General features: G+C 44.6%; 24 protein-coding genes. 8 read left to right on the top strand and 16 right to left on the bottom strand.

Annotation, left to right across the window (positions count from 1 at the left end):
• Positions 1-15: 15 nt before the first annotated feature.
• Positions 16-609 (bottom strand): 5-formyltetrahydrofolate cyclo-ligase, encoded by a 594-nt coding sequence (locus tag FEM33_RS02565; RefSeq protein ID WP_139010554.1) that lies wholly within the window; start codon positions 607-609, stop codon positions 16-18.
• 115 nt (positions 610-724) lie between these two features.
• On the opposite strand from FEM33_RS02565, the gene FEM33_RS02560 reads away from it, so the two are divergent.
• Entirely contained in the window at positions 725-1,939 is a 1,215-nt protein-coding gene (locus FEM33_RS02560; protein WP_139010553.1) for an NADP-dependent isocitrate dehydrogenase, read from the top strand.
• A 115-nt stretch (positions 1,940-2,054) separates the two neighbouring features.
• Positions 2,055-3,296 carry a BamA/TamA family outer membrane protein gene (locus FEM33_RS02555; RefSeq protein ID WP_139010552.1) on the top strand — a complete coding sequence of 414 codons (1,242 nt, stop codon included), beginning with the start codon at positions 2,055-2,057 and terminating at the stop codon, positions 3,294-3,296.
• Between the two features lie 3 nt (positions 3,297-3,299).
• On the opposite strand, the gene FEM33_RS26610 is transcribed toward FEM33_RS02555, so the two are convergent.
• From FEM33_RS26610 to FEM33_RS02540, 4 genes are read right to left on the bottom strand one after another with little or no spacing between them, the layout of a single operon-like run.
• Complete coding sequence (locus FEM33_RS26610; protein ID WP_262711954.1) at positions 3,300-3,512, bottom strand: PIN domain-containing protein; 213 nt, start codon at positions 3,510-3,512, stop codon at positions 3,300-3,302.
• A 45-nt stretch (positions 3,513-3,557) separates the two neighbouring features.
• Positions 3,558-3,770 (bottom strand): PIN domain-containing protein, encoded by a 213-nt coding sequence (locus tag FEM33_RS26605; RefSeq protein ID WP_229214047.1) that lies wholly within the window; start codon positions 3,768-3,770, stop codon positions 3,558-3,560.
• On the bottom strand, positions 3,760-3,996 hold the full coding sequence (locus tag FEM33_RS02545; RefSeq protein ID WP_139010551.1) for a hypothetical protein: 237 nt from the start codon (positions 3,994-3,996) through the stop codon (positions 3,760-3,762). The genes FEM33_RS26605 and FEM33_RS02545 overlap by 11 nt, the downstream gene beginning before the upstream one ends.
• A 19-nt stretch (positions 3,997-4,015) precedes the next feature.
• Positions 4,016-5,542, bottom strand: a complete 1,527-nt coding sequence (locus FEM33_RS02540) for an RtcB family protein (protein WP_139010550.1) — start codon at positions 5,540-5,542, stop codon at positions 4,016-4,018.
• Positions 5,543-5,745: 203 nt separating this feature from the next.
• Here FEM33_RS02540 and FEM33_RS02535 point away from each other — a divergent pair, with 203 nt between their 5' ends.
• Positions 5,746-6,975, top strand: a complete 1,230-nt coding sequence (locus FEM33_RS02535) for a pyridoxal phosphate-dependent aminotransferase (protein ID WP_139010549.1) — start codon at positions 5,746-5,748, stop codon at positions 6,973-6,975.
• A gap of 124 nt (positions 6,976-7,099) precedes the next feature.
• A complete protein-coding gene (locus tag FEM33_RS02530) occupies positions 7,100-8,164 on the top strand; it encodes a ferredoxin--NADP reductase (RefSeq protein ID WP_139010548.1) in 1,065 nt (354 codons plus the stop codon).
• A 62-nt stretch (positions 8,165-8,226) separates the two neighbouring features.
• Here FEM33_RS02530 and FEM33_RS02525 read toward each other — a convergent pair whose 3' ends face one another.
• From FEM33_RS02525 to lipB, 10 genes are all read right to left on the bottom strand, one after another.
• The gene (locus FEM33_RS02525) at positions 8,227-10,062 is read right to left on the bottom strand and encodes a M56 family metallopeptidase (protein ID WP_139010547.1); all 1,836 of its coding nucleotides are present in this window, start codon (positions 10,060-10,062) and stop codon (positions 8,227-8,229) included.
• A complete protein-coding gene (locus FEM33_RS02520; RefSeq protein WP_139010546.1) occupies positions 10,059-10,439 on the bottom strand; it encodes a BlaI/MecI/CopY family transcriptional regulator in 381 nt (126 codons plus the stop codon). The genes FEM33_RS02525 and FEM33_RS02520 overlap by 4 nt, the downstream gene beginning before the upstream one ends.
• Before the next feature lie 192 nt (positions 10,440-10,631).
• Positions 10,632-11,756, bottom strand: a complete 1,125-nt coding sequence (gene dnaN, locus FEM33_RS02515) for a DNA polymerase III subunit beta (RefSeq protein WP_139010545.1) — start codon at positions 11,754-11,756, stop codon at positions 10,632-10,634.
• 103 nt (positions 11,757-11,859) lie between these two features.
• Positions 11,860-13,512 (bottom strand): gliding motility-associated ABC transporter substrate-binding protein GldG, encoded by a 1,653-nt coding sequence (gene gldG / locus FEM33_RS02510; protein ID WP_139010544.1) that lies wholly within the window; start codon positions 13,510-13,512, stop codon positions 11,860-11,862.
• Between the two features lie 213 nt (positions 13,513-13,725).
• Positions 13,726-14,619, bottom strand: coding sequence for a 3-keto-disaccharide hydrolase (locus tag FEM33_RS02505; protein WP_139010543.1), 894 nt, complete (start codon positions 14,617-14,619; stop codon positions 13,726-13,728).
• A gap of 89 nt (positions 14,620-14,708) precedes the next feature.
• A complete protein-coding gene (locus tag FEM33_RS02500; RefSeq protein WP_139010542.1) occupies positions 14,709-15,080 on the bottom strand; it encodes a GxxExxY protein in 372 nt (123 codons plus the stop codon).
• A gap of 75 nt (positions 15,081-15,155) precedes the next feature.
• The gene (gene rnr / locus FEM33_RS02495) at positions 15,156-17,543 is read right to left on the bottom strand and encodes a ribonuclease R (protein WP_139010541.1); all 2,388 of its coding nucleotides are present in this window, start codon (positions 17,541-17,543) and stop codon (positions 15,156-15,158) included.
• Positions 17,544-17,614: 71 nt separating this feature from the next.
• Positions 17,615-18,349 (bottom strand): 3'-5' exonuclease, encoded by a 735-nt coding sequence (locus FEM33_RS02490; RefSeq protein WP_139010540.1) that lies wholly within the window; start codon positions 18,347-18,349, stop codon positions 17,615-17,617.
• Positions 18,350-18,402: 53 nt separating this feature from the next.
• Positions 18,403-18,816 carry a hypothetical protein gene (locus tag FEM33_RS02485; protein WP_139010539.1) on the bottom strand — a complete coding sequence of 138 codons (414 nt, stop codon included), beginning with the start codon at positions 18,814-18,816 and terminating at the stop codon, positions 18,403-18,405.
• Entirely contained in the window at positions 18,813-19,541 is a 729-nt protein-coding gene (gene lipB / locus FEM33_RS02480) for a lipoyl(octanoyl) transferase LipB (protein WP_139010538.1), read from the bottom strand. The genes FEM33_RS02485 and lipB overlap by 4 nt, the downstream gene beginning before the upstream one ends.
• 130 nt (positions 19,542-19,671) lie before the next feature.
• On the opposite strand from lipB, the gene FEM33_RS02475 reads away from it, so the two are divergent.
• Positions 19,672-20,031, top strand: a complete 360-nt coding sequence (locus tag FEM33_RS02475) for a YraN family protein (protein ID WP_139010537.1) — start codon at positions 19,672-19,674, stop codon at positions 20,029-20,031.
• Between the two features lie 18 nt (positions 20,032-20,049).
• Here FEM33_RS02475 and FEM33_RS02470 read toward each other — a convergent pair whose 3' ends face one another.
• The gene (locus FEM33_RS02470; protein WP_139010536.1) at positions 20,050-20,916 is read right to left on the bottom strand and encodes an AraC family transcriptional regulator; all 867 of its coding nucleotides are present in this window, start codon (positions 20,914-20,916) and stop codon (positions 20,050-20,052) included.
• 140 nt (positions 20,917-21,056) lie between these two features.
• Here FEM33_RS02470 and FEM33_RS02465 point away from each other — a divergent pair, with 140 nt between their 5' ends.
• The 3 genes from FEM33_RS02465 (at position 21,057) to FEM33_RS02455 (ending at position 26,858) form a co-directional block, all read left to right on the top strand.
• Entirely contained in the window at positions 21,057-21,875 is an 819-nt protein-coding gene (locus tag FEM33_RS02465; protein WP_139010535.1) for a phytanoyl-CoA dioxygenase family protein, read from the top strand.
• A gap of 282 nt (positions 21,876-22,157) precedes the next feature.
• Entirely contained in the window at positions 22,158-25,259 is a 3,102-nt protein-coding gene (locus tag FEM33_RS02460; protein ID WP_139010534.1) for a SusC/RagA family TonB-linked outer membrane protein, read from the top strand.
• A gap of 12 nt (positions 25,260-25,271) precedes the next feature.
• Positions 25,272-26,858, top strand: a complete 1,587-nt coding sequence (locus FEM33_RS02455) for a RagB/SusD family nutrient uptake outer membrane protein (protein WP_139010533.1) — start codon at positions 25,272-25,274, stop codon at positions 26,856-26,858.
• Positions 26,859-26,999: the final 141 nt, after the last annotated feature.

Genomic DNA, 26,999 nt, shown 5'->3' with positions numbered 1-26,999 from the left:
TTATCGTTTACAAAATCACTCATTTTCTGACAGGAACGGATATAACCGAAAAGGTGTAATGCAGAAGTTCAGCGGTATGTCAAATTCATTTCTGTCTTCAATTTTCTTTACAGGGTCAAAAAAGGAAAGCCCGATTTTAACTGCATCCGGCCTGCATCCGGTAAAAAACCGGTCGTAATAACCTCCTCCGTAACCTACACGAAATCCGTCTTCATCAAATGCAAGCAACGGAACCAGAACAGCGTCAATCGATTCCGGATTGATTTTTTGAGAAATGACAGGATTGGGCTCAGGAATTTTCCATTGATTGGTGATCAGTTCGGTTTGTTCATCCAGCAGAAAATGCTCCATTTCCCTCGTGCCCGGAAGGATGTACGGAACGGCTATTTTTAAGAACGGGAAAGACCTGCGGATTGCAGAAATTATTTTCCAGGTATCGATTTCTCCTGAATTAAGTTGCGGCAGAAAAGTATGAATGATTCTGAACGGCCTGTTTATCAGTAGTTTTTTAACATTTGCCGTAATATGTGTATCAAAATTTTCTTTTTCTTCTTTGGTCAAAAGCTTTCTTTTATCCAGATATTCCTGACGTAAAGCGGATTTGTTCATTGCAGACAGCAGTCTTTTTTAACTTGCAAGATGAGGAAATTTCGCCTTTTTATTCTATTGTTCGTACTTTCACGGTCTGATTTCAAAATCTTTAACTATTGTACAGAATTAGGACATGAGCAAAATTAAAGTTGAAAATCCCGTCGTAGAGCTGGATGGCGATGAAATGACCCGGATCATCTGGAAATTTATCAAGGAAAAACTGATTTTACCTTATCTGGATGTAGATATCAAATACTACGATTTGGGCGTAGAATACCGCGATGAAACCAATGACCAGGTTACAGTTGATGCAGCCAATGCGATCAGGGAATATGGCGTAGGTATCAAATGTGCAACGATTACACCGGATGAAGACCGCGTTAAGGAGTTCAATCTGAAACAAATGTGGAAATCGCCGAACGGAACAATCCGGAACATTCTGGACGGAACCGTTTTCCGTGAGCCGATCGTAATGAGCAACGTACCGCGTCTGGTTACAAACTGGACTGCCCCGATTATCGTAGGACGTCATGCTTTCGGCGATCAGTACAAGGCTACGGATTTTGTTGTTCCTGGAAAAGGCAAGCTGACAATCAAATTTGAAGGTGAAGACGGACAGGTTATCGAGCACGAAGTGTATCAGTTCAAAGGCGCGGGTGTCGCTATGGGAATGTACAACATTGACGAATCCATCCGCGGATTTGCACGTGCTTGTTTCAATGTAGCGCTGGATAAAGGCTGGCCTTTATACCTTTCAACCAAAAATACGATTCTTAAAAAATACGACGGTCGCTTCAAGGATATTTTCCAGGAAGTTTATGACCAGGAATATGCAGGAAAAGTACATTACGAGCACCGTCTGATCGATGACATGGTTGCTTCTGCATTGAAATGGGAAGGAAACTTTGTCTGGGCTTGTAAGAATTATGATGGAGACGTTCAGTCCGATACCGTTGCACAGGGCTTCGGCTCACTGGGTCTGATGACTTCCGTACTGGTTACGCCGGATGGCAAGGTAATGGAAGCGGAAGCAGCGCACGGAACGGTAACGCGCCACTACCGCGAGCATCAGAAAGGAAGACCAACTTCTACAAACCCGATTGCTTCTATTTTTGCATGGACACGCGGACTTGCGTTCCGTGGAAAGCTGGATAACAACCAGCCATTGATCGATTTCTGCCATGCGCTTGAAAAAGTGTGTATCGAAACCGTAGAAAGTGGTAAAATGACAAAGGATTTGGCCATTGGTGTTCACGGAAATGATGTGAAACATGGTGACCATTATCTTTATACCGAAGAGTTCCTTGAAGTTATTGATACCAATCTGAAAGCTGCATTGGCACAATAATCAGGATAAAATATAAAAGCTGCCGGTTTCTTCACGAAGCCGGCAGCTTTTTTGTGTTCAGGTATCATTTTAGTATAAAAATATTTACTCATATGAACCAGAAAACACAGCGCCCTTGAACCTCAGGATTACAGGCATATTGACCTCTATATTTTACCTGATAATCACAGGCCTGAATGCATATTGCCGTCCTTTTCAGGCAAATGAAAACACAGTTCAGGACAATGCAGATTCCGTTGCGAAAGTTGTGGTACAAAAAGACATTATGGATGTGCTTCGCCAGCTTAAGAAAAAGGAAAAGCAAAGTCCTGCCAAAGTAGATACCACCGTAAAAACGGGAAAACTTTTGTTTTCCATCATTCCAGCGTTCGGGTATACACTGTCTTCCGGCTTTATCGGATCCATCAATGTAAACAGTGCTTTTTATTCCAGTAATCCAAAGACCACCCGGATTTCCAGTATCACAACCAATTTCATTTATACACAGTACAAACAGATTACCGTTCCTTTACAAGCCAATATCTGGACAAAAAACAACAATTACAATATCCTGATCGACTGGCGTTTTTTCAAATATCCGCAGGATACTTACGGACTTGGCCCGAATACAGAAATAAGCAATGCGAGCAAAATTGATTATTCACATCTTCGTCTGCATCAGTCGGTACTTAAAGAAATCGGTACATCATTTTTCATCGGCATCGGATATTTGTTTGACCGGAGGTGGAATATCAAAGAGCAGGATAAAAATGCAGATGTTCAGGAATACGGTCTGCCGCCTACTTCTGTTTCTGCCGGCCCCGTTGCTACATTTCTGTACGACAGCAGAAAAAACTCCATTAATCCGGAAAAGGGGTTTTATACCAGTATACAATTCCGGTCCAATATGAAACGCCTGAAAAGTACGAGTAACTGGCAATCGTTAATTGTAGACATTCGTAAATACATTAATCTTCCGGCGGGAAGCCAGAATACACTGGCTTTCTGGAATTATAACTGGCTTACCGTAAGCGGCAAACCGCCATACCTTGATTTGCCAAGCACAGGCTGGGACCCGACGAACAATCTGGGGCGCGGGTACATTCAGGGCCGTTTCCGAAGTCTCAACCTTTTGTATCTCGAATCGGAATACCGCTTTGCCATTACAAGGAACGGCCTGCTGGGCGGCGTAGTTTTCGGCAATGCACAGAGCGTATCTGATTATCCGTCAAACAACTTTACCAAAGTAGCTCCCGGCGGCGGATTGGGCCTGCGGATCAAAGTAAATAAGAAATCCAGAGCCAACGCAGCCATTGATTACGGCTTTGGCGCCAAAGGTTCAAGAGGGTTGTTTGTAAGTTTGGGTGAAGTGTTTTGAGAATTAAGTTATGGAAAGATCAGCAACCGATTGAACAAGCTTGATATTTTCACCTGCACATGCAATTGTAAAGTCGTTTTCATCAAAGGACGCCAGCATTTTAATATTATTCAGTTTGCAGCTGGCAAGTATTAAGGCATCATTTGGCAGAAGGTTATACTTGGCCATCATCTCTAAAAATACCGGAACAACGTCATTTCCATTTTGAAGGACTATAAATAAAGAAAGAAACTGATGTGGCTGATCCTTTGATAAAATACCTTAAATTTCTTTGTTTTCCTTTGTAGTTCTTGGTGCCTTTTCCCCTTCAATGGCCAAAAGATAAAAGGTGTATTCACTTAACACAATGGAATTAATAACTAACTCAGTATCTGTATTCGAAATTAATTCAAGTAACAACTCTGTTTTAGATTGCTTTTTGAATTCTACCAAAATTGAACTGTCAATAAAAATCTTCCGCTTTTTACTGTTCATGTGCATCAAATTTACTTAAATCAAACGAAGATTTTTTTGATTGATTCAAGTAATTATGAGCAATGCTGAGTCTTGATTCTGTTGTGTTTGAATTACTTCTGTCTATCGATAAAACGATAACTTCTACTAAGTCATCATTAAAATATTCCGGAAGAGAAATCCTGAGTTCTCTGTTTTCCGGCTTTTCAATCAGCCTTAATGCATTCATAATGTTGTCTTTTTTCAAATTTAATGAAATCTGTTTACTAATCCTCTCTTCCTTCCTTCCGGTTTGCATCTGCCATTCTTACGATTTTTGGTGAAAAACGTGCCAGTACTGTAACCAGTTCGGACTGGGCAGCAATGACATCTTCAATGTTCTTGTAAGCCATCGGCGATTCGTCCAGATCTCCGCCTGTAAGTTGAATGCCGGCCTCTTCCAGAACTTTATTCATCTGGCTCTGCGTAACTGAACTCAGCGCTTTTGAACGCGACATCAGTCTTCCGGCGCCGTGCGATGCCGAATTCAGTGCCTCGGCATTTCCTTTTCCTCTGATAACATAGCCCGGCTGGCTCATGGAACCCGGTATAATGCCAAGATCGTCAATTCCGGCCGGCGTTGCGCCTTTGCGGTGAACAATCACCTCGGTACCGTCGGCAAGCTGCTCTTTCCACGCAAAATTATGGTGATTCTCAATCATCTTTAAAGGCTTTTCCCTGAGCTCTTTGGCAATTTTGTAGTGAATTTCGTGATGGTTTGCGGACGCATATTCGCCAGCAAGATTCATTCCGATCCAGTATTCCTGTCCTTCCTGCGTGTTCAGGTCGAGCCATGCCAGGTGCGCGGCCTGCTTTGGCAGTTTTGTTTTCTGCATGGCCAGTTTGGAATAATAATTGGCAATATTGGCGCCCAGTCCGCGCGAGCCCGAATGAGAAAGCAAGGCCATGTATGCACCTTTCGGCAAGTCCAGCAAATCATCTTCTTCCAGCACTTCCACAATTCCCCATTCCACAAAATGATTTCCGGTTCCCGAAGAGCCAAGCTGGCGGTATGCCTTGTCTTTCAGGCTGCTGATCAGCTTTGTGGCTTTCCATTCCGGACGGTCCATTACGCTGTCGTCGTACTTGCGGCCTGTTTCTCCGCCCATACCGAACTTTGTATTTTCTAGCAAAACCTTTTTCAGCAAATGTGGTTCCCGTTTCAGGTAATTGGCCGGCAAGTCGAAAACAGACATGCACATACGGCATGCAATATCCACACCCACGGCATACGGAATCACTTTATCATGCTCTGTTGCCAGCACGCCGCCAATGGGAAGTCCGTAACCCTGATGCGCATCGGGCATCAGAGCGCCTGCTCTGGAAATGGGCAGACTTACAGCCGTTTCCATCTGTGCCAAAGCGCCTTCTTCAATATGTTCCTTTCCGTAAACGGCATAATGCAACTTGTCTTCGCGCAGATCAAACTGCTTTGTGATTTGTCCGTTATCCTGATCCAGCGTCATGACGGCCTCTTCATTCACAAGGAATTCACGTCCGGTTTCAGTCAGTGAAATTTCCACACCGTTTTTCCGGGACTCAAAAACCGTTTTGGCAAGATTTGTCAGCTTGTTTTTTGAAAAAGCGTACTTTTTAGGATTTTCCATCATCCGGACCAGTTGCTGCAATACTTTTTCCTTTGGCTGCTTGGCCCGCTGATGCAGTCCGTTGGCAACGCGCAGAAACGTTTCATGCAGGTTTTCCGGAATGTTGATCAGTAACTGTATTTCTTCAATTGTTATGATTGATTCCATCGTATTGTTGATAAATAGGTATAATCAATAATGTTATTCGGGTAGTATAATAATATAATACTCCGTTTCTGCTGTTTGGTCACAATGGGTATTTCCTAAATCTTTCTTTGTATATCACAGCGCAACTTCTAAAAAACCCATACCTTTGCGGGCAATTTGTTGACACAGATTGCAGTACCTTCTTTAACTTAATTATCATTGCAATGTCCGCAGTAGCAGAGCAAACACAGGTGGAGTCCCGGTTGTTGGCCGACCGCATCAACGCCCTCGAAGAATCTTCGACGCTGGCGATGACCAAAATGGCCCGTGAACTGGCCGCAAAAGGCCATAGAGTAATCAGTCTGAGCGTGGGAGAGCCGGACTTTAAAACGCCTGCACAGATTTGTGAGGCCGCAAAAAAAGCCATTGATGATGGCTTCCACGGTTATTCGCCGGTAGCAGGATATCCTGATCTGCGAAAGGCCATTGCTGACAAGCTGCAACGTGATAATAATATAGACTGGAAACCGGAAAATATCGTGGTTTCAACGGGTGCCAAACATTCTCTGGCCAATGTAATCCAGGTGCTGGTCAATCCGGGCGATGAAGTAATCATTTTTGCGCCATACTGGGTAAGTTATTCCGAAATGGTGAAACTGGCAGAAGGAAAATCGGTTATTATTGACGGCGCTTTTGAAAATGATTTTAAAGTAACGGCCGCCCAGCTGGAAGCAGCCATTACGCCGCGTACCAAAATCGTCATGTATGCTTCGCCCAATAATCCGACCGGCGCCGTTTATTCCGAAAAAGAGCTCAGGGAAATCGCTGCTGTACTGGAAAAGCATGAAGATGTTTACATTCTGGCTGATGAAATTTATGAATATATCAACTTTACAGACGAAGGCCATTTCAGCATCGGATCTATTCCGGCACTGAAAGACCGTGTCATCACGGTTAACGGCGTTGCAAAAGGTTTTGCCATGACGGGCTGGCGCATAGGCTTTACGGCAGCAGCGAAATGGATTTCCGATGGGGTCGAAAAATTGCAGGGACAAGTTACTTCCGGTACCAATTCCATTGCACAGAAAGCTGCAACCGCAGCTTTCAACGGACCGATGGAGCCTTCCATTGAAATGGCAAAAGCATATCAGCGCCGCCGGGATCTGGTGATCGGTTTGTTAAAAGAAATCCCCGGATTTAAAGTCAATGTTCCGCAAGGCGCATTTTATGCTTTCCCGGACGTAAGTTATTATTTCGGAAAATCGGACGGAACAACGGTTATCAGCAACTCTGACGATTTTTCAAACTGGCTGCTCAATAATTCATACGTTTCCACCGTGGCAGGTTCCGGCTTCGGTGCCCCAAACTGTATCCGTATTTCAACAGCCGCTGCCGATGAAGCACTTGTAGAAGCGGTTCAGCGCATTAAAGATGCCGTTGCAACTTTAAAATAATCCGTTTTGAAATCTTAAAAGCCTCATAGGTGTTACCTGTGAGGCTTTTGTGTTCTATAACTATTGAAATTTTCCGGTTAAAGTCAATACATTGAAGCTAATCGCTAAAAGCTAACAGCTAAACATGAGCAAGTATTATTTTTTGAAAGTAAAGGAAATTGAAAAAGAAACGGAAGAAGCTTCGACCATCCACTTCTGGCATCCGCTCAATGAAGTCGTTGCATACCGGCCCGGACAATTCCTGACGTTGCTGCTGCCTCAGGATGACAAGAAAATCAGGCGTTCGTATTCCATGTCGAGTTCTCCGTATACGGATGTTTCGCTGGCAATCACGATCAAACGGGTTCCCGGCGGCTATGCATCCAATCTGCTTCTGGATACGGTTAAGGAAGGAGACGTGCTGGAGGCCATGGAACCCATGGGCACATTTTTCCCGAAACAGGCTGACGATCAGACGCGGCAGGTTGTATTCATCGGTGCGGGAAGCGGCATAACTCCTTTGTTTTCTATATTAAAATCCATTCTGATGGTGGAACCCGAAAGTGAGGTTTTTCTCATTTATGGAAGCCGTAATGAAGAAAGTATCATTTTTAAAAATAAAATTGCTGCGCTGGAAGCCAAATATGGCAAACGGCTGAAAGTTGTACATACGCTCAGCCAGCCGTCAGAAGCATGGAACGGGGAAAAAGGCCGTTTGAACAAAAGCCATTTGCTGAAAATCATGGAAGGCATGCCGGAGCTGGATAAAACACAAGCCGAGTTTTTCGTTTGCGGGCCGGAAGATATGATGGAAGAAGCACACAGGGCGTTGTCCATTCTTGCCGTTCCCGATTCCAAAATCAGAAAAGAAAGTTTTCTTACCGTTACCGCTGCACATCCGGGAGAGGTGATTGTGGAAGAAGAAAGTTCGCTGAAAACAAGAGAAATCACGTTGTTTTATGAAGGTGCAGAGTACAAGCTGCCTGTAAAACCGCATGAAACCGTTCTGGAAGCGGCATTGAATATGGACATTGACTTGCCTTATTCCTGCCAGGCCGGCATGTGTACGGCTTGCCTCGGCCGATGCGTGTCCGGAAAAGTGCACCTGGACGAAGAAGATGCGCTTTCGGAAGCAGAGCTGAATGAAGGATTTATACTGACGTGCGTTTCGCATCCGATGAGCGACGACGTGATTATTGAAGTTGAATAGAAAGATCAAATGAAACAAAAAAGCAGGCTGTATTTATTGCAGCCTGCTTTTTTGTTTAAAATTTATCTGACGGGCGGTGCCGACGGAGGCGTCGGCGAAACGGGTGCCGGAGCCGGTCTTGGTGCTTTCTTCACTTTTGCCTGCGGTGCGCGGGCGGGTTTTGGCGGTCTGGGCGGCTTTGGAGCAAAGGCCATTTCAAGCATTTCCATTTCGCGTGATTCCAGTTCCATTCTGCGGCTGATTTCTTCCATCTTGCCGTTTATTTCTTGCATTTCCCTTTCTAGCTTGTGCAATGGCTCTTCTGCTTTCAGGGCTTCTTTGCGGCTGGCCGAAATTTGCGAATTCAGTTCTGCTATGTTTTGCTCATGAACTTTAATCTGTTGTTCAAAGTCCGCAAGTTGCTTTTCCAGATCAGCTTCGTTTAATTTTGCTTTTCCGGATTCGGAATTATTTTCAAACACAGCAGACCGTTTTTCCATCAGTTCAGACCTTGCTTCTGCTGCACGCTGTTTTTTCCATTCAATCTTTTGTACTTCCCTTTCAAATCTTTCCACCTCAAAGCGCTGCTTTTCCATTTCAAGATTCAAGTCTTCCATTCTGCGGTGAAAAGGCTCCATTTCGGATTGAAGCGCCTGCATTCGGCGATGGAATTCATTCATTTTCTGATTCAGCGAATCGTTGTCAAAATCGAACGAGAATTCGGAAAGATCAAAGTCAATGTCTATTTCTTCGGGTGTTTCTATTTCAACTTCTTCCGGTTCTTCATTCACCTCGGCTACTTCTTCTTCATCCACATCTTCCTCCATTGAAACGGATTGTTTTTGTAAAACAGGCTTTGCCGCTTTTTCTTTTTCCTTATTTTCTGTTTTCTGGGCAACTGCATACACAGACAATCCTGCGATCATTCCGGCAGCCAACAGGATTACAGGCAGGTTTATGATGTTTCCTGTGGATTTGGGTTTTACGCCAAGTACCCTTTGTATACGCTGCAAAAGCAATGGTTTTTTAGATGCAAATGCCATCGCAAGTTCCGGCGAAGACTGCCATTCGGCTACTTTTACAAGTGCATGTGCAAGCGACATTTTATCACCGCAGACACGGAGTGCAATGTCATCGCAGCAATGCTCGCGTTCCATCCGGATACGATCGGAAAGCCACCAGATGGCCGGATGAAAAAAGAAAATAACCTCCACAAACGACTGCATCAAGTTAATCAGATAATCATTTCTGCGTATGTGTGCAAGTTCGTGCGCCAGAATGGCTTCCACCTGCGCAGTAGAAAATCCGGTAAGCAATCCGATCGGAATCAGAACGACCGGGTTAAATGCACCGATTACCATGGGCGTCAGGATTCTGGCTGATTCTTTAAATTCAATAATCTGGGAAATGTTCATTTTGGCTGTAATAATGCCAAAACGTGCGCGCCACTCTTTATCCATAATGATGTTGGCCTGAGAGCGTAATCTTTCGGTAAAAATCCAGCCGCCGGCAAATCTGAGTAACAATATGCCTGCGCCGATCAGCCAGCAGATTACAAGCTCATGCAAATGAGCCGAAAGCCACAACTGAAATTTGAAAGTAACCGGAAGGTCATGCGCAATTGATTTTAAAGCAGCAGCAGAATTCAGTGAAACATCATTTTTTAATAAATTTTCAGTCAGCAGGGTAGGAGATGACTTTAAATTATAATAACCAAACGTAATTCCGGAAGCAATCAGCTGAGCAAGCAAGAAAGAAACGCCGGTTATATAACGGGCATGCGCAGAAAATCTTTTGGAGAAGTAAAAAACAACTGCGGCTACAATCATCAGCAGTGTTCCCTGCCACACGGAATGCACAAGCGTCCAGCCAAAAGCAGACACAACAGAATCTGAAAGTAAACTAGAAATAATTTTCATGACTTACGGTTATTTTCCAGGTTATTGAGCAATTCACGGATTTCGTCTAATTCTTCCTTGGAAGTGGCATGGTTTCCAAGTGCCTGCATAACCATTTGCGCCGCAGAACCCTGAAAAACAGTTTCTACCATTTTGCCTAAAAGGTTCTGCTGCGTTTCTTCCTGGCCAAGGAGTGCTACGTAAATGTGTGACCGGCCGTTTTCTGTCCGGTATAGCAAACCCTTATCATGCATAATCTGCATTAATTTCAGGGTTGTGGTATAACCTACGTCTTTTGTAGCTGCCAGTGCGTCATGCACAGCTCTTACTGTACTTGGACCGGCTTGCCACAAGTAGTTCAGGATTTCCAGTTCGGATTCTGTCGGCTTGATATACATAAAATTAGCTTTATACGATGATCTTCGTACCAAAGATCTACGAAAATAATCGTATAAACAAGCGCTAAGTACGATTTTTTTCGTATAAAGCTTATAATTTTATATAACTAATTTAAAATAAAGATATTAAATAAAAAAGTCCGCTTGGAGAATAAGCGGACTTTTGAATATGAAATTAAAATTTCTTTATTTCTAAACATAAGTGTTGAGCATAACCGGCATAACGAGCATCAGGATATCTTCATTTTCTTCCTGATCAACCGGAATGATCAACCCGGCGCGGTTTGGTGCAGAAAGTTCGAAAGTAATGGTTTTGCTGGAAAGATTCCCGAGTACTTCAATCAGGAATTTTGCGTTAAAACCGATTTCCATGTCATCGCCGTTGTATTCGCACATCAGGCGTTCATTGGCTTCATTGGAATAATCAAGATCTTCTGCTGAAATAATAAGATCGTTAAGCGAAAGTTTCAGACGAACCTGATGTGTAGTCCGGTTGGAATATATGGAAATACGTCTTAACGAACTCAGAATTTCCATTCTGTTGATCGTCAGCGTATTCTGATTGTTGGTCGGAATGGCATTTTCATAATCCGGGAACCGTTCATCGATCAGCCGGCAGATCATGCGGATATTTCCAAAGCTGAAAAATGCATTGGACGAAGTAAATTCAGCTTTGACGGGCATATCTTCGGACGGAAGACATGATTTTAGAAGATTCAGCGCTTTACGCTGGATAATCATGGAAGTATCGTTATCGGATTTGATATCAGTTCTTCTGTAACGAACCAGACGATGGCCGTCTGTTGCCACAAATGTTGCATTTTCGCCGCCCATCTGAACAAAAACCCCGGTCATGGCAGGACGAAGATCATCCGTACTGGTTGCAAAAAGGGTATTTGCAATGGCAGCGCCCAATGCCGATGAAGAAAAATTAACCGATTGTCCGCGGTTCACAACGGGTGTTTTCGGAAAGTCAATCGGGTTTTCTCCGGAAAGTTTATACCGGCCGTTATCGGAAATAATTTCAGTACCGAACGTTTCATTATTGACCTGCAATGTAATTGGCTGCTCGGGCAATCCGCGAAGCGTATCCAGCAATAATTTGGCAGGAATGGCGATAGCGCCTTTTTCAGCTGATTCCACTTCCACTTCTGTAATCATTACAGTCTGAAGGTCGGAAGCAGTGACAGTCAGGGTATTTCCATCCAGAGAAAGCAGGAAATTCTCAAGAATGGGTACTATTGGGTTCGTTGAAACGACACCATTTATCGCTGAGAGCTGTTTAAGGAAAATTGATGACGAAACGACAAACTTCATAATATGTGACGTAAGTGTTAATTGATTAATTTATAAATTTCAGATTTCGGAAGACCGTTCTAGAGGAAACAAAAGTATAAAAAATTAACGACGAAGTACTCTTTCAACCAAATTTTCGAATACGGAAAAAGTATCTCAAACCACCAAAAACCCCGATTAACAGCAGCGGAACCAGTAAGTTGATGCTTTGCCAGAATTTTCGGTTTTCCTGAATCCGGATTTTATCCAAAGCCCGGATCTGTATTTCTTTACTCCTTGCCGTAATCAAACCGTTTGCATCCGTCATAAAATCAAGTGCATTCATTACAAAGTCCTTGTTCCCATACGTTTGTTTTGTAACCCGGTCATAGCCAAGCGGAAGCGGCGCATTTCTTTTATAATCAAAATCGTTCACGATAAGGTCGCCGTCCGAGCATATGATGACCTTTCCGGCACTTCCCTGCGATCTGAATTTTTTGAAGCGCGGGTCATCCGTGAGAATCCGGTTTTGAAACAAGGACGTAAAAGTACCTTCCAGCAAAATCCCTGCTATTTTTACCCCGCCCTTGTACTGTGAAGGCTCGGGCTGCCTGCGTGCTTCATTATAACCCACCAAAGCGGGTGCATTGACGGTCTGCGTATAAGCGGAAGTCAATAAAAGCGGTGTCTTTTTTATGTTTGCATTACCGCCGACTGTATCGATCGTACTCAGAAAACGGGTATATACTGCATTGATATTCCGGGTAACGGAATGCCGGCCAAAGTTGTTGAGCAAAGGAAAAAACCGCCACGGCATTGGTCTGATTTCAGGTTTGTCGCCTACATTCCCGATATTCAAAAGGATTTCGGCACAGTTCAGGTCTTTTACAAGGTTGGTGTTTACTCTTGCGCCCCAGCGAAAAAACAGATCGTTCAGGTTAAGGTCAAGCGGCTGCGCATAATTTCCTTCCAGGCTGACACTGTCAACGCGGGCGCCGTCAACAAAGAAAATAGCCTTTCCGCCTCCGGTAACGTATTGATCCAGTTTGAATTTTTCATCTTCCGAAAAAGCACTGTCGGGCTTCATCACCAGCAATGCATCGAGGCCGTCGTAAGATTCCGGATTGTTCATGTCCAGAAAAACGTCGTAATGCTGCTGAACAGAAGCCAGTAAATCGCTTAGCCGTGCCGGTGAAATTTTGGTATGGCTTACGATAAAACCAACTTTCTTCCGCTGCGGACTGGCAAGCAGCCGAATGGCCGAAGCCATTTGAAACTCCACGCCTTCATACGATTGGTTAAGCTGTTCTTCAGGCGTGCTGGCCTTGTTTCCTTTAAGAAGCTGAACGGGAACAGAAAGTGTATCGGCCTGAACAATGGCTCCGGGAAAAATGATTTTTTCCGTGCGTTTTCCATTTTCATTGGCAAATACGTTGGTCGGTGTCAGGCCGCGGTCTACAAGATTGAGATATTGTTTCTGTCGCTGTTCCTCGCTTGTGGCCTCGGTCGGATCAGAATAGTTGATAAAAAGGTGGCCGTTGGAATAGGTTTTAAATTCTTCCAGTGTTTCACGCGTTGCACTTTCCAGCCTTTCAAATCCCGCCGGAAATTCGCCTGTCAGGTAAACATTGATTGTAATGTCTTTATCCAGCTCATTCAACAGCTGTTTTGAAGCATCCGAAATACTGTATCGCTTGTCTTCTGTAAGGTCCAGCCGGAAAAAAAATGTGGACGCCAGCCAGTTGATTCCGGCCAGCAAGCCAACTAACAGAACAAACCGGAACAGATTTTTTTTCATGAACACCTTGCAGGCTTTAAACGGGTTATATCAAAATAAAAAATGGACGCATCTGTTATCAGGGTTAACGTCCATTTTTTTGCAAAAATATATAAACAGCAACTGAAATCGTCTGATTTTATTCAATACGTTTTCAGACTTTGAATATTCCGGTTTGTATCATTCATGTAATAACCTGCTGGCGCTGTAATTTTTCGGTTTGTCTGAGTATGGTTATTTACCAAAAGTGCACCGACTGTTATCGGCAACTACGTAATAGGATTTATAATTGGATGCTTTTTTATTCATGCATCCTTTCAGTTCCAGCACTTCTATATTCCTGAAATCAATCGGATGGCTTTCGGCCTGAAGTGCAATGTATCCGCTTCCAAGCGGCGTTCCGTCTTTTTTGATCCACTCGTCTTCATGGCTCACTTTGCCATCTTTGAAGGTATGTGTTTTGCCCACGTATCCGCCGCCGATTTTGGGCTTCGTAAATGTCAGAACCGTATCGCCTTCAATCAAATGATGTACAATGGAATCGCCGAGTACAATCGCTTCTGCTGTAACCCACTGATCGCCGTTATACGTTTTTGAGGTGGAATTAATACAGTGTGCTTCGTCTACTTTTCCGTTAATTTCTACAATTGTGCCGGGCGTGCAGAGGTTTCCGGTATTTCTTTCTCCGGCATTCAAACCGCCGAGATACTGCATTTCCAGTGAAATGGGGAAATCCTGATCCAGTCCCAGGCTTGCCGCAGATTGTGAATGCAGCATGATGCCGCTGTTTCTTACATTCCACGAAGCGCCGCCGGGAACCTGATTTCCTGTAAACCGGTACTGCAATCTAATTTTGTAATGTGAATACGGCTTATTATAGTACATATGTCCATATTCTGTTGTGAACTTTTCATATTCCTTGTAGTTCACGCGAATCATGTTGTCTTCAACTATAAAAGTATTCTTGTAATTGTCATTTACCTTGTGGCCTGCAATCTTGATATCCCATCCTGTAAGGTCTTTTCCGTTAAACAAGGACTTCCATTCTTCTTTGTCGGCGTTGCTTTGTGCTTGTAATTGGATGGAGGTCAGGAGAACTAAACTGAGTAATTTGAGGCTTCGGAGCATAAGTTTGATTTATAAGTTTTTCAGCCACGAATACACCGATCAGCACTAATTTCATTTCGTGGAAATCCGTGGGTTCGTGGCTTTGAAAATTAAAGTACCAAACGCTTGTATTCTAACTTCCCTCTGCCAAAATTAACAAGCAGACCCAGTTTGTTTTGGGATACTTTCAGGTAATTGATGGTTTGGGCAATGTGCTCGTCTGTAAGCGTAGTAACACATTTTACAACCAGGATAATTTTGTCATAAACGACAAAATCTGCTTTGAATTTGTGCCGGAGCAGTATTCCGCGAAAGTAGACAGGATATTCTTTTTCCCGTTCGAAAAAAATATTGTGCTGGCTGAACAGGATTTCCAGCGCATCCTTGTACACGGCTTCCAGAAACCCGTGGCCAAGCTCATTGTACACATCCATGCACTTGCCGATGATCTGGTAAGATTCTTCCTTGTAAACCAATTCCATTGCTGCTAAGAAAAAGAAGGTAAGTCCATATTAGACTCGCAACAACAGAATTGGTAACAATTTATATGCAGGATTTTATCCTCTTCTGCGCGATTTCGGTTTCGGCGAAGAAGCAGATGATGATTTCGAAGAAGAGGTTCTGCGGCTTTTACGGGCAGGACTTGCTTCTCTTGGTTTTCGGTTGCTGCTTCTTAAACCGTCACTGTTCCTTGAACTGCCGCTGTTACGGCTTGGAGCAGGAGTCGTTCCGGCAAGGTACAAGTCCATGCTTCTGCGTGCAAGGTTTGTTTCCTTTACTTTCACCTTTACAGCATCGCCAAAAGTGTAAATCTTTTTGGTACGCTGACCGATGATCCGGTAATTTTCCTTGTCGAGTTCATAAAAATCATCGCCAAGATCCGTCATACGGATCAGACCTTCGGAAGCCGTCTCGGTAATTTCAACAAAAATCCCGAATTCGGTAACGCCTGTTATGATTCCGTCAAACTCCTGATCCTTATCCATCATGCTCATGTATTCCACTTGCTTGTACTTGATGGAAGCCCTTTCCGCTTCTGCTGCAAGCCTTTCACGTTCGGAAGAATGCTTGGAAGCATCTTCGTAAGCATCGCGGTCAACGGTAGAGCCACCGTTAAGGTAATGCTGTAAAAGCCTGTGCGCCATGACGTCCGGATAACGGCGGATCGGAGACGTAAAGTGAGAATACCGCTCAAATGCAAGTCCGAAATGGCCGAGGTCTTCAACGCTGTAACGCGCTTTTGCCATCGTTCTGACCGCCAGCGATTCAATCAGGTTCTGCTCTGGCTTCCCTTCAATCCTGGACAGCATCTTGTTCATGGAACTGGCAATTTTACTTTCCTCTTCCACTTCCAGCTTATGCCCGAGCTTGGCGACAAATGTGGCAAATGTTTTCAAACGGTCCGTGTCCGGCGCTTCGTGGATACGGTAAACCATCGTATTTTTATCTTCCCCTTTTGACAAAGAATAAACAAATTCAGCGACCCGCTTGTTGGCAAGAAGCATAAATTCCTCAATGAGCTTGTTGGAATCATGACGCTCTTTCGTGTAAATGCCCAGCGGCTTGCCTTTTTCGTCCAGCTTGAAACGGACTTCCTTGGTTTCAAAATTGATCGCGCCGTTTTTAAAACGCTCTTTTCTGAAAATCTTGGCAAGCGTGTTCAGCGTGTTCAGTTCACTTGGAAAGTCGCCTTCTCCGGAATCCAGCACAGCCTGCGCTTCTTCATACGAGTAACGGCGGTCGGAATGAATGATCGTACGGCCAAACCATTCTTTCAGCAGTTTCCCTTTGGGACTGATTTCAAAAATAGCCGAAAACGCAAGTTTGTCTTCGTGCGGACGGAGCGAGCAAAGATTGTTCGAAAGCTTTTCCGGCAGCATCGGAACCGTTCTGTCTACCAAATAAACCGATGTAGCGCGGCGGTATGCCTCTTTTTCCAGCTCGGTTCCGGGCAGAACATAATGCGAAACATCAGCAATATGCACGCCGACTTCCACATTTCCTTCATCCAGATACCTTACCGAAAGCGCATCGTCAAAATCCTTGGCATCAACCGGATCTATCGTGAAAGTAAGCACATTGCGGATATCCCTTCTGTTTTGTATTTCCTTTTCAGTAATGACATCCGGAATTTTCTGCGCTTCTGCTTCCACATTTTCCGGAAACTGGTATGGAAGTCCGAATTCAGCCAAAATGGCGTGCATTTCCACGTCATTATCTCCGGCTTTTCCCAGCACTTCTACAATTTCCCCTTCTGCCTGGCTTCTTCGCGTGGGCCATTGGGTAACTTTAACAATAACCTTGTCACCGTTCTGCGCCGTTTTGACTTCTTCCGGTTCAATAAAGATCGGATCAAAAAGCTTTTTGTTATCCGGCTGCACAACGGCAAACCGCGGATTAATTTCAATAATGCCTACAATTTCAGCAGCAGAGCGTGTTACGATTTCGGTAACCCTTCCTTCCACACGGTTTTTCCCCGAATCATTGCGGCCCGATCTCGAACTGCGACTGCTTTTGGTCAAAGGCTGGATTGTAACAATATCTCCGTCCCATGCACCGTTCAGAAGCTCGGCTTCCACATAAATATCATCTTCCCTGCCTTCAATAATGACGAACGCAAACGATTTGTTTACACGGTCCACACGTCCGGTAAGCCCTTTGTTTACTTCTTTATTAAAGACAGCCGAGTAGCCACCGTTCTGATGCACAAGCCGTCCGGATTCTTCCAGTTCGTGAATGATTTCATTAAACAGCTGACGCACTTTTTTATCCTGCACGCCAAAATGATCGTGCACATCAAACGGTCTGAACGAATGTTCGCTGTTCAGGTCAAAGAAAGCCGCAATGTCCGCTTTCAGGTTATCTATATAGGAAACAATATGATGAGGTGATTTTACCTCCTTTTTCTCATGATTGCCCTTGTCTTTTATTCTTTTATCTTTCATGTATTCTTTTATATATAATGGCCTTGCAACGCTGCAAAAGCCGCTTGCTGACAAATGTCAGACTTCGGGTATTATTCCACCCGGATGATGTTATCCGGATGTACGGTTTCAAAGTTTTGTAATCTCAAATAAAGCTGTGCCATTACAACCACATCTTCCCTGCAATAGCGGCTAATTTTCAAAAGGTCGTTTTCCTCATAATATACCTTTGTGACCTGATCGCCGCTCATTTCATTTTTACTCCCCGGAATGTCGAAAACGGCTGCCAGCAGATCCAGCGACGTATAACTTTTGTAATCGCCGAATTTCCACATATCCATCGTATCCTGATGCAGAATTTCCCATGGTTTTTTGCCCGAAATCTGCAATGCTTTCGGAATTTCTATGCCGTGGATCAGCATGCGGCGGCAAATGAACGGGAAATCAAATTCCTTGCCATTGTGTGCGCAAAGGATCAGCTGGTCGGCAGGGTACTTTTCAATCAGTGCCTTGAACTGCAAAAGAACCTCTGCTTCGTTGTCACCGGAAAAACTGCTGACCTTGAAGGCAACTTCATTTTTTTCATTCCAGTAAAAAGCACCGAAAGCAATGCAGATAATTTTGCCGAATTCAGAATAGATTGCGCTGCGGTTATAGAAATATTCTGCATTGGACAAGGTATCATCGCCTTTTTTCAGACTGACCGCCTTTTTGTCCCAGAGCTTCTGCATACGTTCCGGCAACTCGTCGTACGATGCATAGGCGGCTACGGTTTCAATATCGAGCAGCAGAAGGCTTTTTGCTTTTTTCTTGAATTCTTCAGTCATAGTATGTGTGTTATCTTGCTATCTTTTTTTTCAAAATATATGCCGGATGATGCTTATTCATGCAGAATGCCTTCAACGCCAGGCGGATCGATTACAATCAGGTTATCTTCGATAATGCTGTCCGGCACGAAGATAAACTTTTTATCGTAGATCTGTTTTTCAAGGAAATAACTGATCCAAAACTCATTATTGAGATGAAAAACGTCCGGCATGATCGGTTCTACAACCACATGCGCGCCGGGCTGGATTTCCGGAAAAAAGTGCCTTAAGGTGGATGTACGCTGATCTGAATTCGTTCCTGATTCGCTGTTGCTGTATCCTTTTGAGGTCACAAAGCAATTGGTTATAGGCTTGTCATTCCGGTTGATGACAATAACGTTCCATTCTGCAGTATCCAGTTCATTTATGGTTCTTACAACTGCAACCTGAACGCCTTGTACCGGATGAAATATGATGTCTTTCTTCATTGATTGATTACTTGCAGTTCCATTCGGAACAGTTCTGCCAAATGATTTTTTAATTTTTCTGAAACTTCCTGAAAGTTCATTTCATGTCCGAGTTCGGCTGCCATGGACGTAACCGCCTTGTCCTGAATGCCGCACGGAACGATGTTTCCGAAGTAGGACAAATCCGTATTCACATTCAGTGCAAATCCGTGCATTGTAACCCAGTGGCTGGTTTTTACGCCCAGTGCGCAAATCTTTCTCGGGTTTTCCTGCGCTTCAAAATCGAGCCAGACGCCGGTCAGTCCGTCAATACGGCCGGCTTTCAGTCCGTAATCAGCCAAAGTCAGGATGATACTTTCTTCCAGCATGCGCATGTAAAGATGTATGTCCGTAAAAAAATTATCCAGATCCAGGATCGGATAACCCACAAGCTGGCCGGGCCCGTGATAAGTAATGTCGCCTCCGCGGTTGATCCTGTAATATTTTGCCTGTTTTGCTGCAAGTCCGTTTTCTTCCAGCAGCAAATGATCCGGCTTTCCGTTCTTGCCCAGCGTATATACATGCGGATGCTGGCAGAAAAGCAGATAATTGGGCGTTAATTGCTGCTTTTCGCTGTCCAGGTTCCGGTTGGCGGTTTTGACCGAAATCGTTTCTGCAAAAACCTTTTCCTGATAATCCCACGCTTCCTGATAATCGATCAGCCCGAGATCCCGGAAAAGTACTTGTTTATTAATAAGGATATTCATTTAAAATTCAGGATTGGCCTGCAACTGCTTATGGAGCCAACATTATTTATTTTTTGTGACCTTTAAAAATTCCTGCGTCATAACGGACTGTTACTAGGTAAATAACACACTTTAGTATATAAAATGTTCTATGGCAACACACAACGATACAGGAAACTGGGGAGAAAAGCAGGCTGCTGCATTTTTAAAGCAAAAAGGGTACGATATAGTCGAAAAAAATTACCGCAACAATCATCTGGAAATTGACCTGATTGTCAGAAAAGACAAAATGCTGATTTTTGTCGAGGTGAAAACCAGAAGCGGAACCGGTTTCGGCATGCCGGAACAGTTTGTAAATGCAGCAAAAGCAAGGCTGGTCATGAAAGCAGCGGAGCAGTACATTTACGATAACGACTGGCATTTTGATATCCGTTTCGATATCATCTCCATTCTGATCCAGCAAAACGGCAAATCAAATATTCTCCATATTGAAGATGCTTTCAGCAAATAAGCAGCCGGAACGTAGCATTTATAAACTTTTCTGAAAACTGTTCCTGTAATTCAGCGGGCTCATGTTCATCCTTTTTTTAAACAGTTTGTAAAAATGTGAAATGTCGCCGAATCCGCTTTCCAGTGCAATTTCTGAAACGGCCTTGTCCGTGGCGATCAGCTGTTGCACGGCAAAGCTGATCCGGTAATCTATAACCGTTTCTACAAAGGTTTTGTTGGTCATTTTCTTAAAATATTTGCAAAATGCATTGGGCGACATGTTGGCAAGCGACGCCACTTTGTTCAGCACGATGTCATTCCTGAAATTATCCACAATGTAGCCCAAAGCGGCATTGATTCGTTCCTTGTGGCTGTTATGCTGCTGCGCAATGGTCGCATCCTGATCCAGCAGGATATATTCACCGGATTTTGCCAGATCGTACAGAATTTCCAGCAGCATCGTCATTTTACGAAAGGCATTTTTCTGTCCGGCCAGCAGCTTCATTTTCTCGCCTGCCGCAGCTGCGCCGTCATGGATAAACTGAATTCCGAAGACACTCATTTTCAAGAGGTTGTTGATTTCGGCCAGTTCGGGTTTATCAAAAAATTCAGGGCCGAGAAAGTTCTTTTCAAACTGCACAACAACGGACTGTACAGTTTCCGTCCGGACTGTATTTTCCGATTTCCATGAATGCGGCAGGTCCGAACCCAGAAAAACCAGATCTCCGGAATCAAATCCGGCCATATTCTTGCCCACAAAGCGTTTTCCGCTTCCTTTTACAATGAGCGTCAGTTCGTACTGCGGATGAAAATGATATGGCACGTCAAACTTTTCCAGCGTGAACGCATTCACGATGAAGGAAGCGTGTGAATGGGGATACAGATTTTCAAATTGTGCCTTGATCATTGACTATTTTATTCAAACTACGTCCGGTAAATTAAAAATAGATAAAATAACCCATTAATCAGCCATAATCCGCCTAGCATAAAATCCATATTAGCATCGAAATTTGATATTAATTATTCCTAAACCCCTATTTTCTACCAATGACAACTTTAACCGCTCCTGATCTGGCCGGCTTCAAGACTATTGACGACAGTCAAATCGAAAGTTTCAGAAAAAACGGGCATGTGCTCATTCCCGGCATCCTCAATCAAACCGAAGTTGCTTATTACCGGGACGTAATCAATCGTGCTGCAACAGTATTCAACACCGAAAAACGCAGTCTGAAAGACAGAGACACTTACGGAAAAGCTTTTCTTCAGATTACCAATCTCTGGGAAGTGGATGAACAGGTCAGGAGTTTTTCGCTTGCAAAACGTTTTGGCAAAATCGCGGCGGATCTGCTCGGCGTTGAAAATGTGCGTATGTATCACGATCAGGCATTGTATAAAGAGCCCGGCGGCGGCTTTACGCCCTGGCATCAGGACCAGTATTACTGGCCGGTGGATACCAATAATACCGTAACCATGTGGATGCCGCTCATCGATATCACCGAAGAAATGGGCATGCTTACGTTTGCTTCCCGGTCTCATGAAAGCGGATTTGTGGAAAACGTGGCCATTTCGGATGAGTCTGAGGCCATGCTTGAAAAATACATTCAGCAAAAAGGGTTTCAGGTTTCACGCGCCAAAACCATGCATGCCGGCGATGCAACATGGCATTATGGCTGGACGCTGCATTCGGCGCCCGGAAACAAATCCGAAGAAGTTATGCGCGAAGTAATGACGATCATTTTTGTTGCAGACGGCGCAGCCGTTACCGAGCCTCAGAACAAACATCAGGAAGCAGACCGCCAGCGCTGGATGTGCGGATTGCCGACAGGAAGCATGCTGGCTTCCCGGTTAAATCCTTTGATCCTGTAATTTCAGAAGTAGTTTTTTATAGTCTGCTGCATTTCAAAAAACCGTTTTCAGAAGAAATCATTTTCCGGAACAAAACCTGGTCGCTGCCTTGAAAAGGGTGATGAAAGCGTATTTACTATCTGCGCTGAACAAATCGTGAACGTACCCGAATTGCAAATCTATATGGAAATCCTGTTTTCCGGAAGAAATCTCCAATGGATGTTTACATATAAAGCCGGCCTTCTTTCCACAAATCCCACACTGCCGATCCGATAACACGAAATCACTTAACCGCTAACCTGAATGAAAACGATGCAAAAACTTCGACGATCAAATTGCTGTGCGTCTTTGTACGCGCTGATGAAAAATTCACTGGCCCAGATTATTTTCTCTGTTGCTTTTGCAGGTTTCACTTACGCAGGACATGAAGGAATAAACTGGGAAATGCAAAGGAAAGCGAGTGAAACCGTATTTTCCGGAAATCAGGAAGTGCTGCCGGTTCAGGTTACGGGTAAAGTAACAGACGAAAACAACGCCGGATTGCCCGGCGTAAGCGTAGTGCTCAAAGGAACGCAGAAAGGTACCACTACAGACAGCGAAGGAATGTTTAAACTGGATGTGCCGGACGAATCAGCCGTGCTTGTGATGAGTTTTGTGGGTTATGTAACGCAGGAAATTACAGTGGGCAGCCAGTCAAATATTTCGGTAAGCCTTGTTCCGGAAAATACGGCGCTGAAAGAACTGGTTGTTGTCGGCTACGGAACGCAGAAAAAAATCAATCTTACCGGAGCTGTTGCAACGGTAGGAGCGGAGCAGGTCGCCAACAGGCCTGTTACCAACATGTCGAGTGCCTTGCAGGGCATGCTGCCGGGCGTAACCGTTGTGCAAAGATCCGGGCAGCCGGGAAGAGACACGGGCGAAATCCGGGTGCGCGGTGTCGGAAGTATGAACAATGCTTCGCCGATGGTGGTTGTGGACGGGCTTATTTCTTCCATGGAAAACCTGAACCCGAATGACATAGAAAGTATAAGCGTATTGAAAGATGCTTCTGCCGGCGCCATTTACGGTTCGCGGGCAGCAAACGGCGTTATTCTGGTAACAACCAAAAGAGGAAAAACAGGCAAGCCCGTAGTAAGTTACAATGCATACGTCGGTGTGCAGAAACCGACCAATCTTCCCGATTATCTGGGTTCTTATGAATACGGAAAACTGCTGAACGAAGGGCTTGTCAACGAAGGCCAGCAGCCGAGGTTTACAGAAGCGGAGCTTGAAAAATTCCGTAACGGCTCGGATCCTGCAAACTATCCGGATACCGACTGGCTCGATCTGCTTTATAAAGGCTCCGGAATCCAGCAGTCGCATAATCTGAGTGTTTCCGGCGGCTCGGATGCTTCGCGGTATCTGTTGTCATTCGGTTATTTAGATCAGAAAGGGTTAATCAAAAACACGGATAACGACCGCTACAATGTTCGTTTTAACCTTGACAGCAAAATTTCGGAACGGCTTTCCGTGGGACTTACTTCTTCGTTTATCCGGCAGGGAATCAGCGAGCCGTCGGCGATAGCAACGGGGCAGGGCTTGAATTTCAGCATTGTGTATGCCAACCGCATTCCGCCAACCGTTCCCAATAAATATCCGGACGGTTCCTGGATGCGGTATCTGGACGGGAACCCGAATGCATGGATCGAAAACGGCGGTTCTATTAAAGATCAGATTTCCAACGGCATGGGAAATGCATTTGCCGAACTGATCCTTTTCAAAGGTCTTAAGCTGAGAGGTTCAGCCGGAGCGGATTTTTATTTTAACGACAAAAAAACACATCTGAAAGACCTTACTTACGGGGACGGCAGTTATCAGGGACCGAATTCGATCCGGGATGATAATTTCAGGAATTCCAGGATCACGCTTCAGGCATTTCTGACTTATGAAAAGAGTTTCGGCAGCCATAACCTGAATGTGCTTCTGGGAACTTCGCGCGAAACCTATAATTATCGCGAAAACGGCATTTACCGCAGAAACCTGCCCAGTAATGATCTTACGGACGTAAATGCAGGATCAACGGAAGGTATGACGGCATCGGGCCTTAGTTACGAAAGCAAGCTGGGTTCCTATTTCGGAAGGGTCAATTACGATTACCAGGGAAAATATTTGCTGGAAGCCAGTGTGCGTTACGACGGTTCGTCCAAGTTTGCAACGGACAAAAGATGGGGCGTTTTTCCTTCTTTCTCGGCAGGATGGCGTATTTCCGAAGAAGCGTTCCTGAAAAATGTACAAGTCGTTTCCGATCTTAAACTGAGAGGATCTTACGGTTCTGTCGGAAACAACAACATCAACGATTACCTGTATATTCCGACGGTTGCATTGGGCGTAAATTATCCTTTCAACGGTGGTATAAATGCCGGCGCAGCGCAGCAGGTGGCCGCAAATCCGAATCTGCAGTGGGAGAAAAGCACGACTTTTGACATTGGTGCAGACCTTGCTTTGTTCAGTAACAAACTGTCGCTTACAGCTGATTATTACAATCGTTATACGGACAACATTCTCGTTGCCGTGCCGGTTTCGTCTATTTACGGTTTGCCCGCACCGACTGTCAATGCCGGCGCGATGCGGAACAAAGGCGTTGAGCTGGTGATCGGGCATGCGAACCGGATGGGCGATTTTTCATACAACGTTTCATTCAATGTCGGAATAAATCGGAATAACGTCGAGAAATACGCAAATCCGGCCAAAACCAAGCGGATTCAGGCCGAAGGTTACCCGTGGAATGCATTCTTCGGTTACGAAGCAGTCGGTTTTTACCAGACAGACGAGCAGGTTCAGACTTTACCGAAAGTAGTGGGCGCGCCGGTACAGAAAGGCGATCTGATTTTCAAGGACCAGAATAACGACGGTGTAATCAACGGCAACGACCGTGTTGATCTCGGAAGCGATATTCCCAAAACCACTTACGGACTGAACCTGAATGCACGTTTTAAAAACTTTGATCTTGTCATATTAGGCCAGGGCGCGGCAGACGTAAAGCAGTACCTTCAGGATCAGGTCCAGTTTGCATTTGTAAACGGATACAAGGCACAGACCAAACATCTGGACCGCTGGACGCCCGAAACGCCGGATGCAAGATTCCCGAAAACGCATGTAAGTCAATGGCACAATTATGCCATTTCCAGTTTCAGCGTTGTGAATGCCAATTACCTGAGACTGAAAAATCTGCAGATTGGTTATAGTATTTCTCCCAAAGTATTGCAAGCTATCAAAGTAAGCTCGTTAAGAGTATATCTGAGCGGTCAGAATTTGCTCACATTTACAAAGCTGGACAGCGGATTTGATCCCGAAAGTGCTGAAAATGCACAGTTTGGCTATCCGAATGTCAAAGTATATACCGCTGGTTTAAATATCAATTTCTAAATTCCGACGACCATGAAAATCATATACAGAGTAATATGCCTGACATTTTCCTTTTTCCTGACAATTTCCTGCGGCGATAAATTTCTGGATGTTTCCCCGACGGACAAATTATCGGATATGACCTTCTGGAAAACAGAAAAAGATGCAGAAATGGCGCTTGCGGGCATTTATAACAAATGGGAAGAGCATACAAACATTCTTTGGTGGGACCTGATGACCGACAACGGGTTTTCACAATATGCGTGGGACAACGTGCAGGTTTTAGGAAACGGGCAAGCCAATGCATCCAATTTCGGCAAGGATTATTTCAACTATACGCTGATCCGGAAGTATAACCAGTTTATTGAAAAAGTGCCGCAGATTGAAATGGACGCGCAGAAGAAAGAAAGATTTCTGGCCGAAGCCCGTTTCCTGCGTGCTTACGATTATTTCCGGAAAGTGCAGTTTTACGGCGACGTGCCGCTGGTGACCGAAGTAATTGAAAACCCCGAAGATGCCAAAATCGGGAAAACGCCGAAAGCAGAAGTTGTCAGTTTTATTCTGAGCGAGTTGGATGCGGTTTCCAAAATTCTTCCGGCTGAAAACATGCGCCAATCGGGCGGCCATGTAACGAGCGGTGCCGCGCTGGCCTTGAAAGCAAGGCTGGAACTGTATGAAGGCAAATACGCCGATGCCATGGCAGATTCCAAAAAAGTGATGGATATGGCCAAAAACGGCGTTTACAGGCTTTATCCTGATTATTTCGGATTGTTCCAGGTTGAAAATGAAAGCAATAATATGGAGTCTGTGCTGGAAATTCAGTATATTAAGGACACATATGCGAACAATATCTGGCAGCACATTCTTCCTTCGAAAGAAGGCGGCTGGTCGTCCATTTCGGCGGTTCAGAGCATTGTAGACGCGTATGAAATGAAAGATGGCAAAACAATTACGGAATCGGCGCTTTACAATCCTGACAAACCGTTTGAAAACCGCGATCCTCGTTTGGGAATGACGATTCTGTATTCCGGGGCAAAGTACAACGGCAGATTTTACAACACGCTGGATTTGTCAAGTCCTGATTTTTACCAGAGTGCGTCGGCGCCGAAAAGCGGCTATAATGTGCTGAAATATACGACCATCGTCCCGGAAGCATTGCTGAACAACGGCGATGCCAATGTAATGGTCATCCGGCTTGCGGAAGTACTTTTAACCTACGCCGAGGCTGCAATCGAATCCGGCCAGATTACAGCGGATGTTTATGACGCGATGGATATGATCCGGTTACGCGCCAAAATGCCGGCAGTTGACAGAACGGTTTACAACACGCAGGCAAAGCTGAGAGAACTTGTCCGCCGGGAAAGAAGAGTCGAGCTTGCCTTTGAAGGGCTGCGTTATTGGGATATAAAAAGATGGGATATCGGTGCGCAGGCTCTGAACGGGCCTGTTTACGGATCGAGGCTTGGAACGATGAACAATGCAACAGGCGTCGTAACATGGAACGGAGCAAAAATTAAAGTGGAAGACAGGGTTTTTGTAGCCAATCGCAAATACCTGCTGCCCATTCCGCAGGCCGAACTGGATGCGAATCCGGCCATTGAACAGAATGCAGGCTATTGATGCGGGATTGACAATATGGCTTGCAAATGCAGCCGGACATAAGTAGGTAATCAAAAGTAAATTCTTTTTGTTGTTTGATATACAACAAATTAGCGTATCGATAAGCACTTTTGGTTCGTTAAAAGTACAAGGGTTAAAGAA

The organism is Dyadobacter flavalbus (assembly GCF_006149045.1).
GTDB classification, from domain to species: Bacteria; Bacteroidota; Bacteroidia; order Cytophagales; family Spirosomataceae; genus Dyadobacter; species Dyadobacter flavalbus.
The sequence above is the reverse complement of the archived record's forward strand: the minus strand, read 5'-3'. Positions and strand labels throughout refer to the sequence as shown.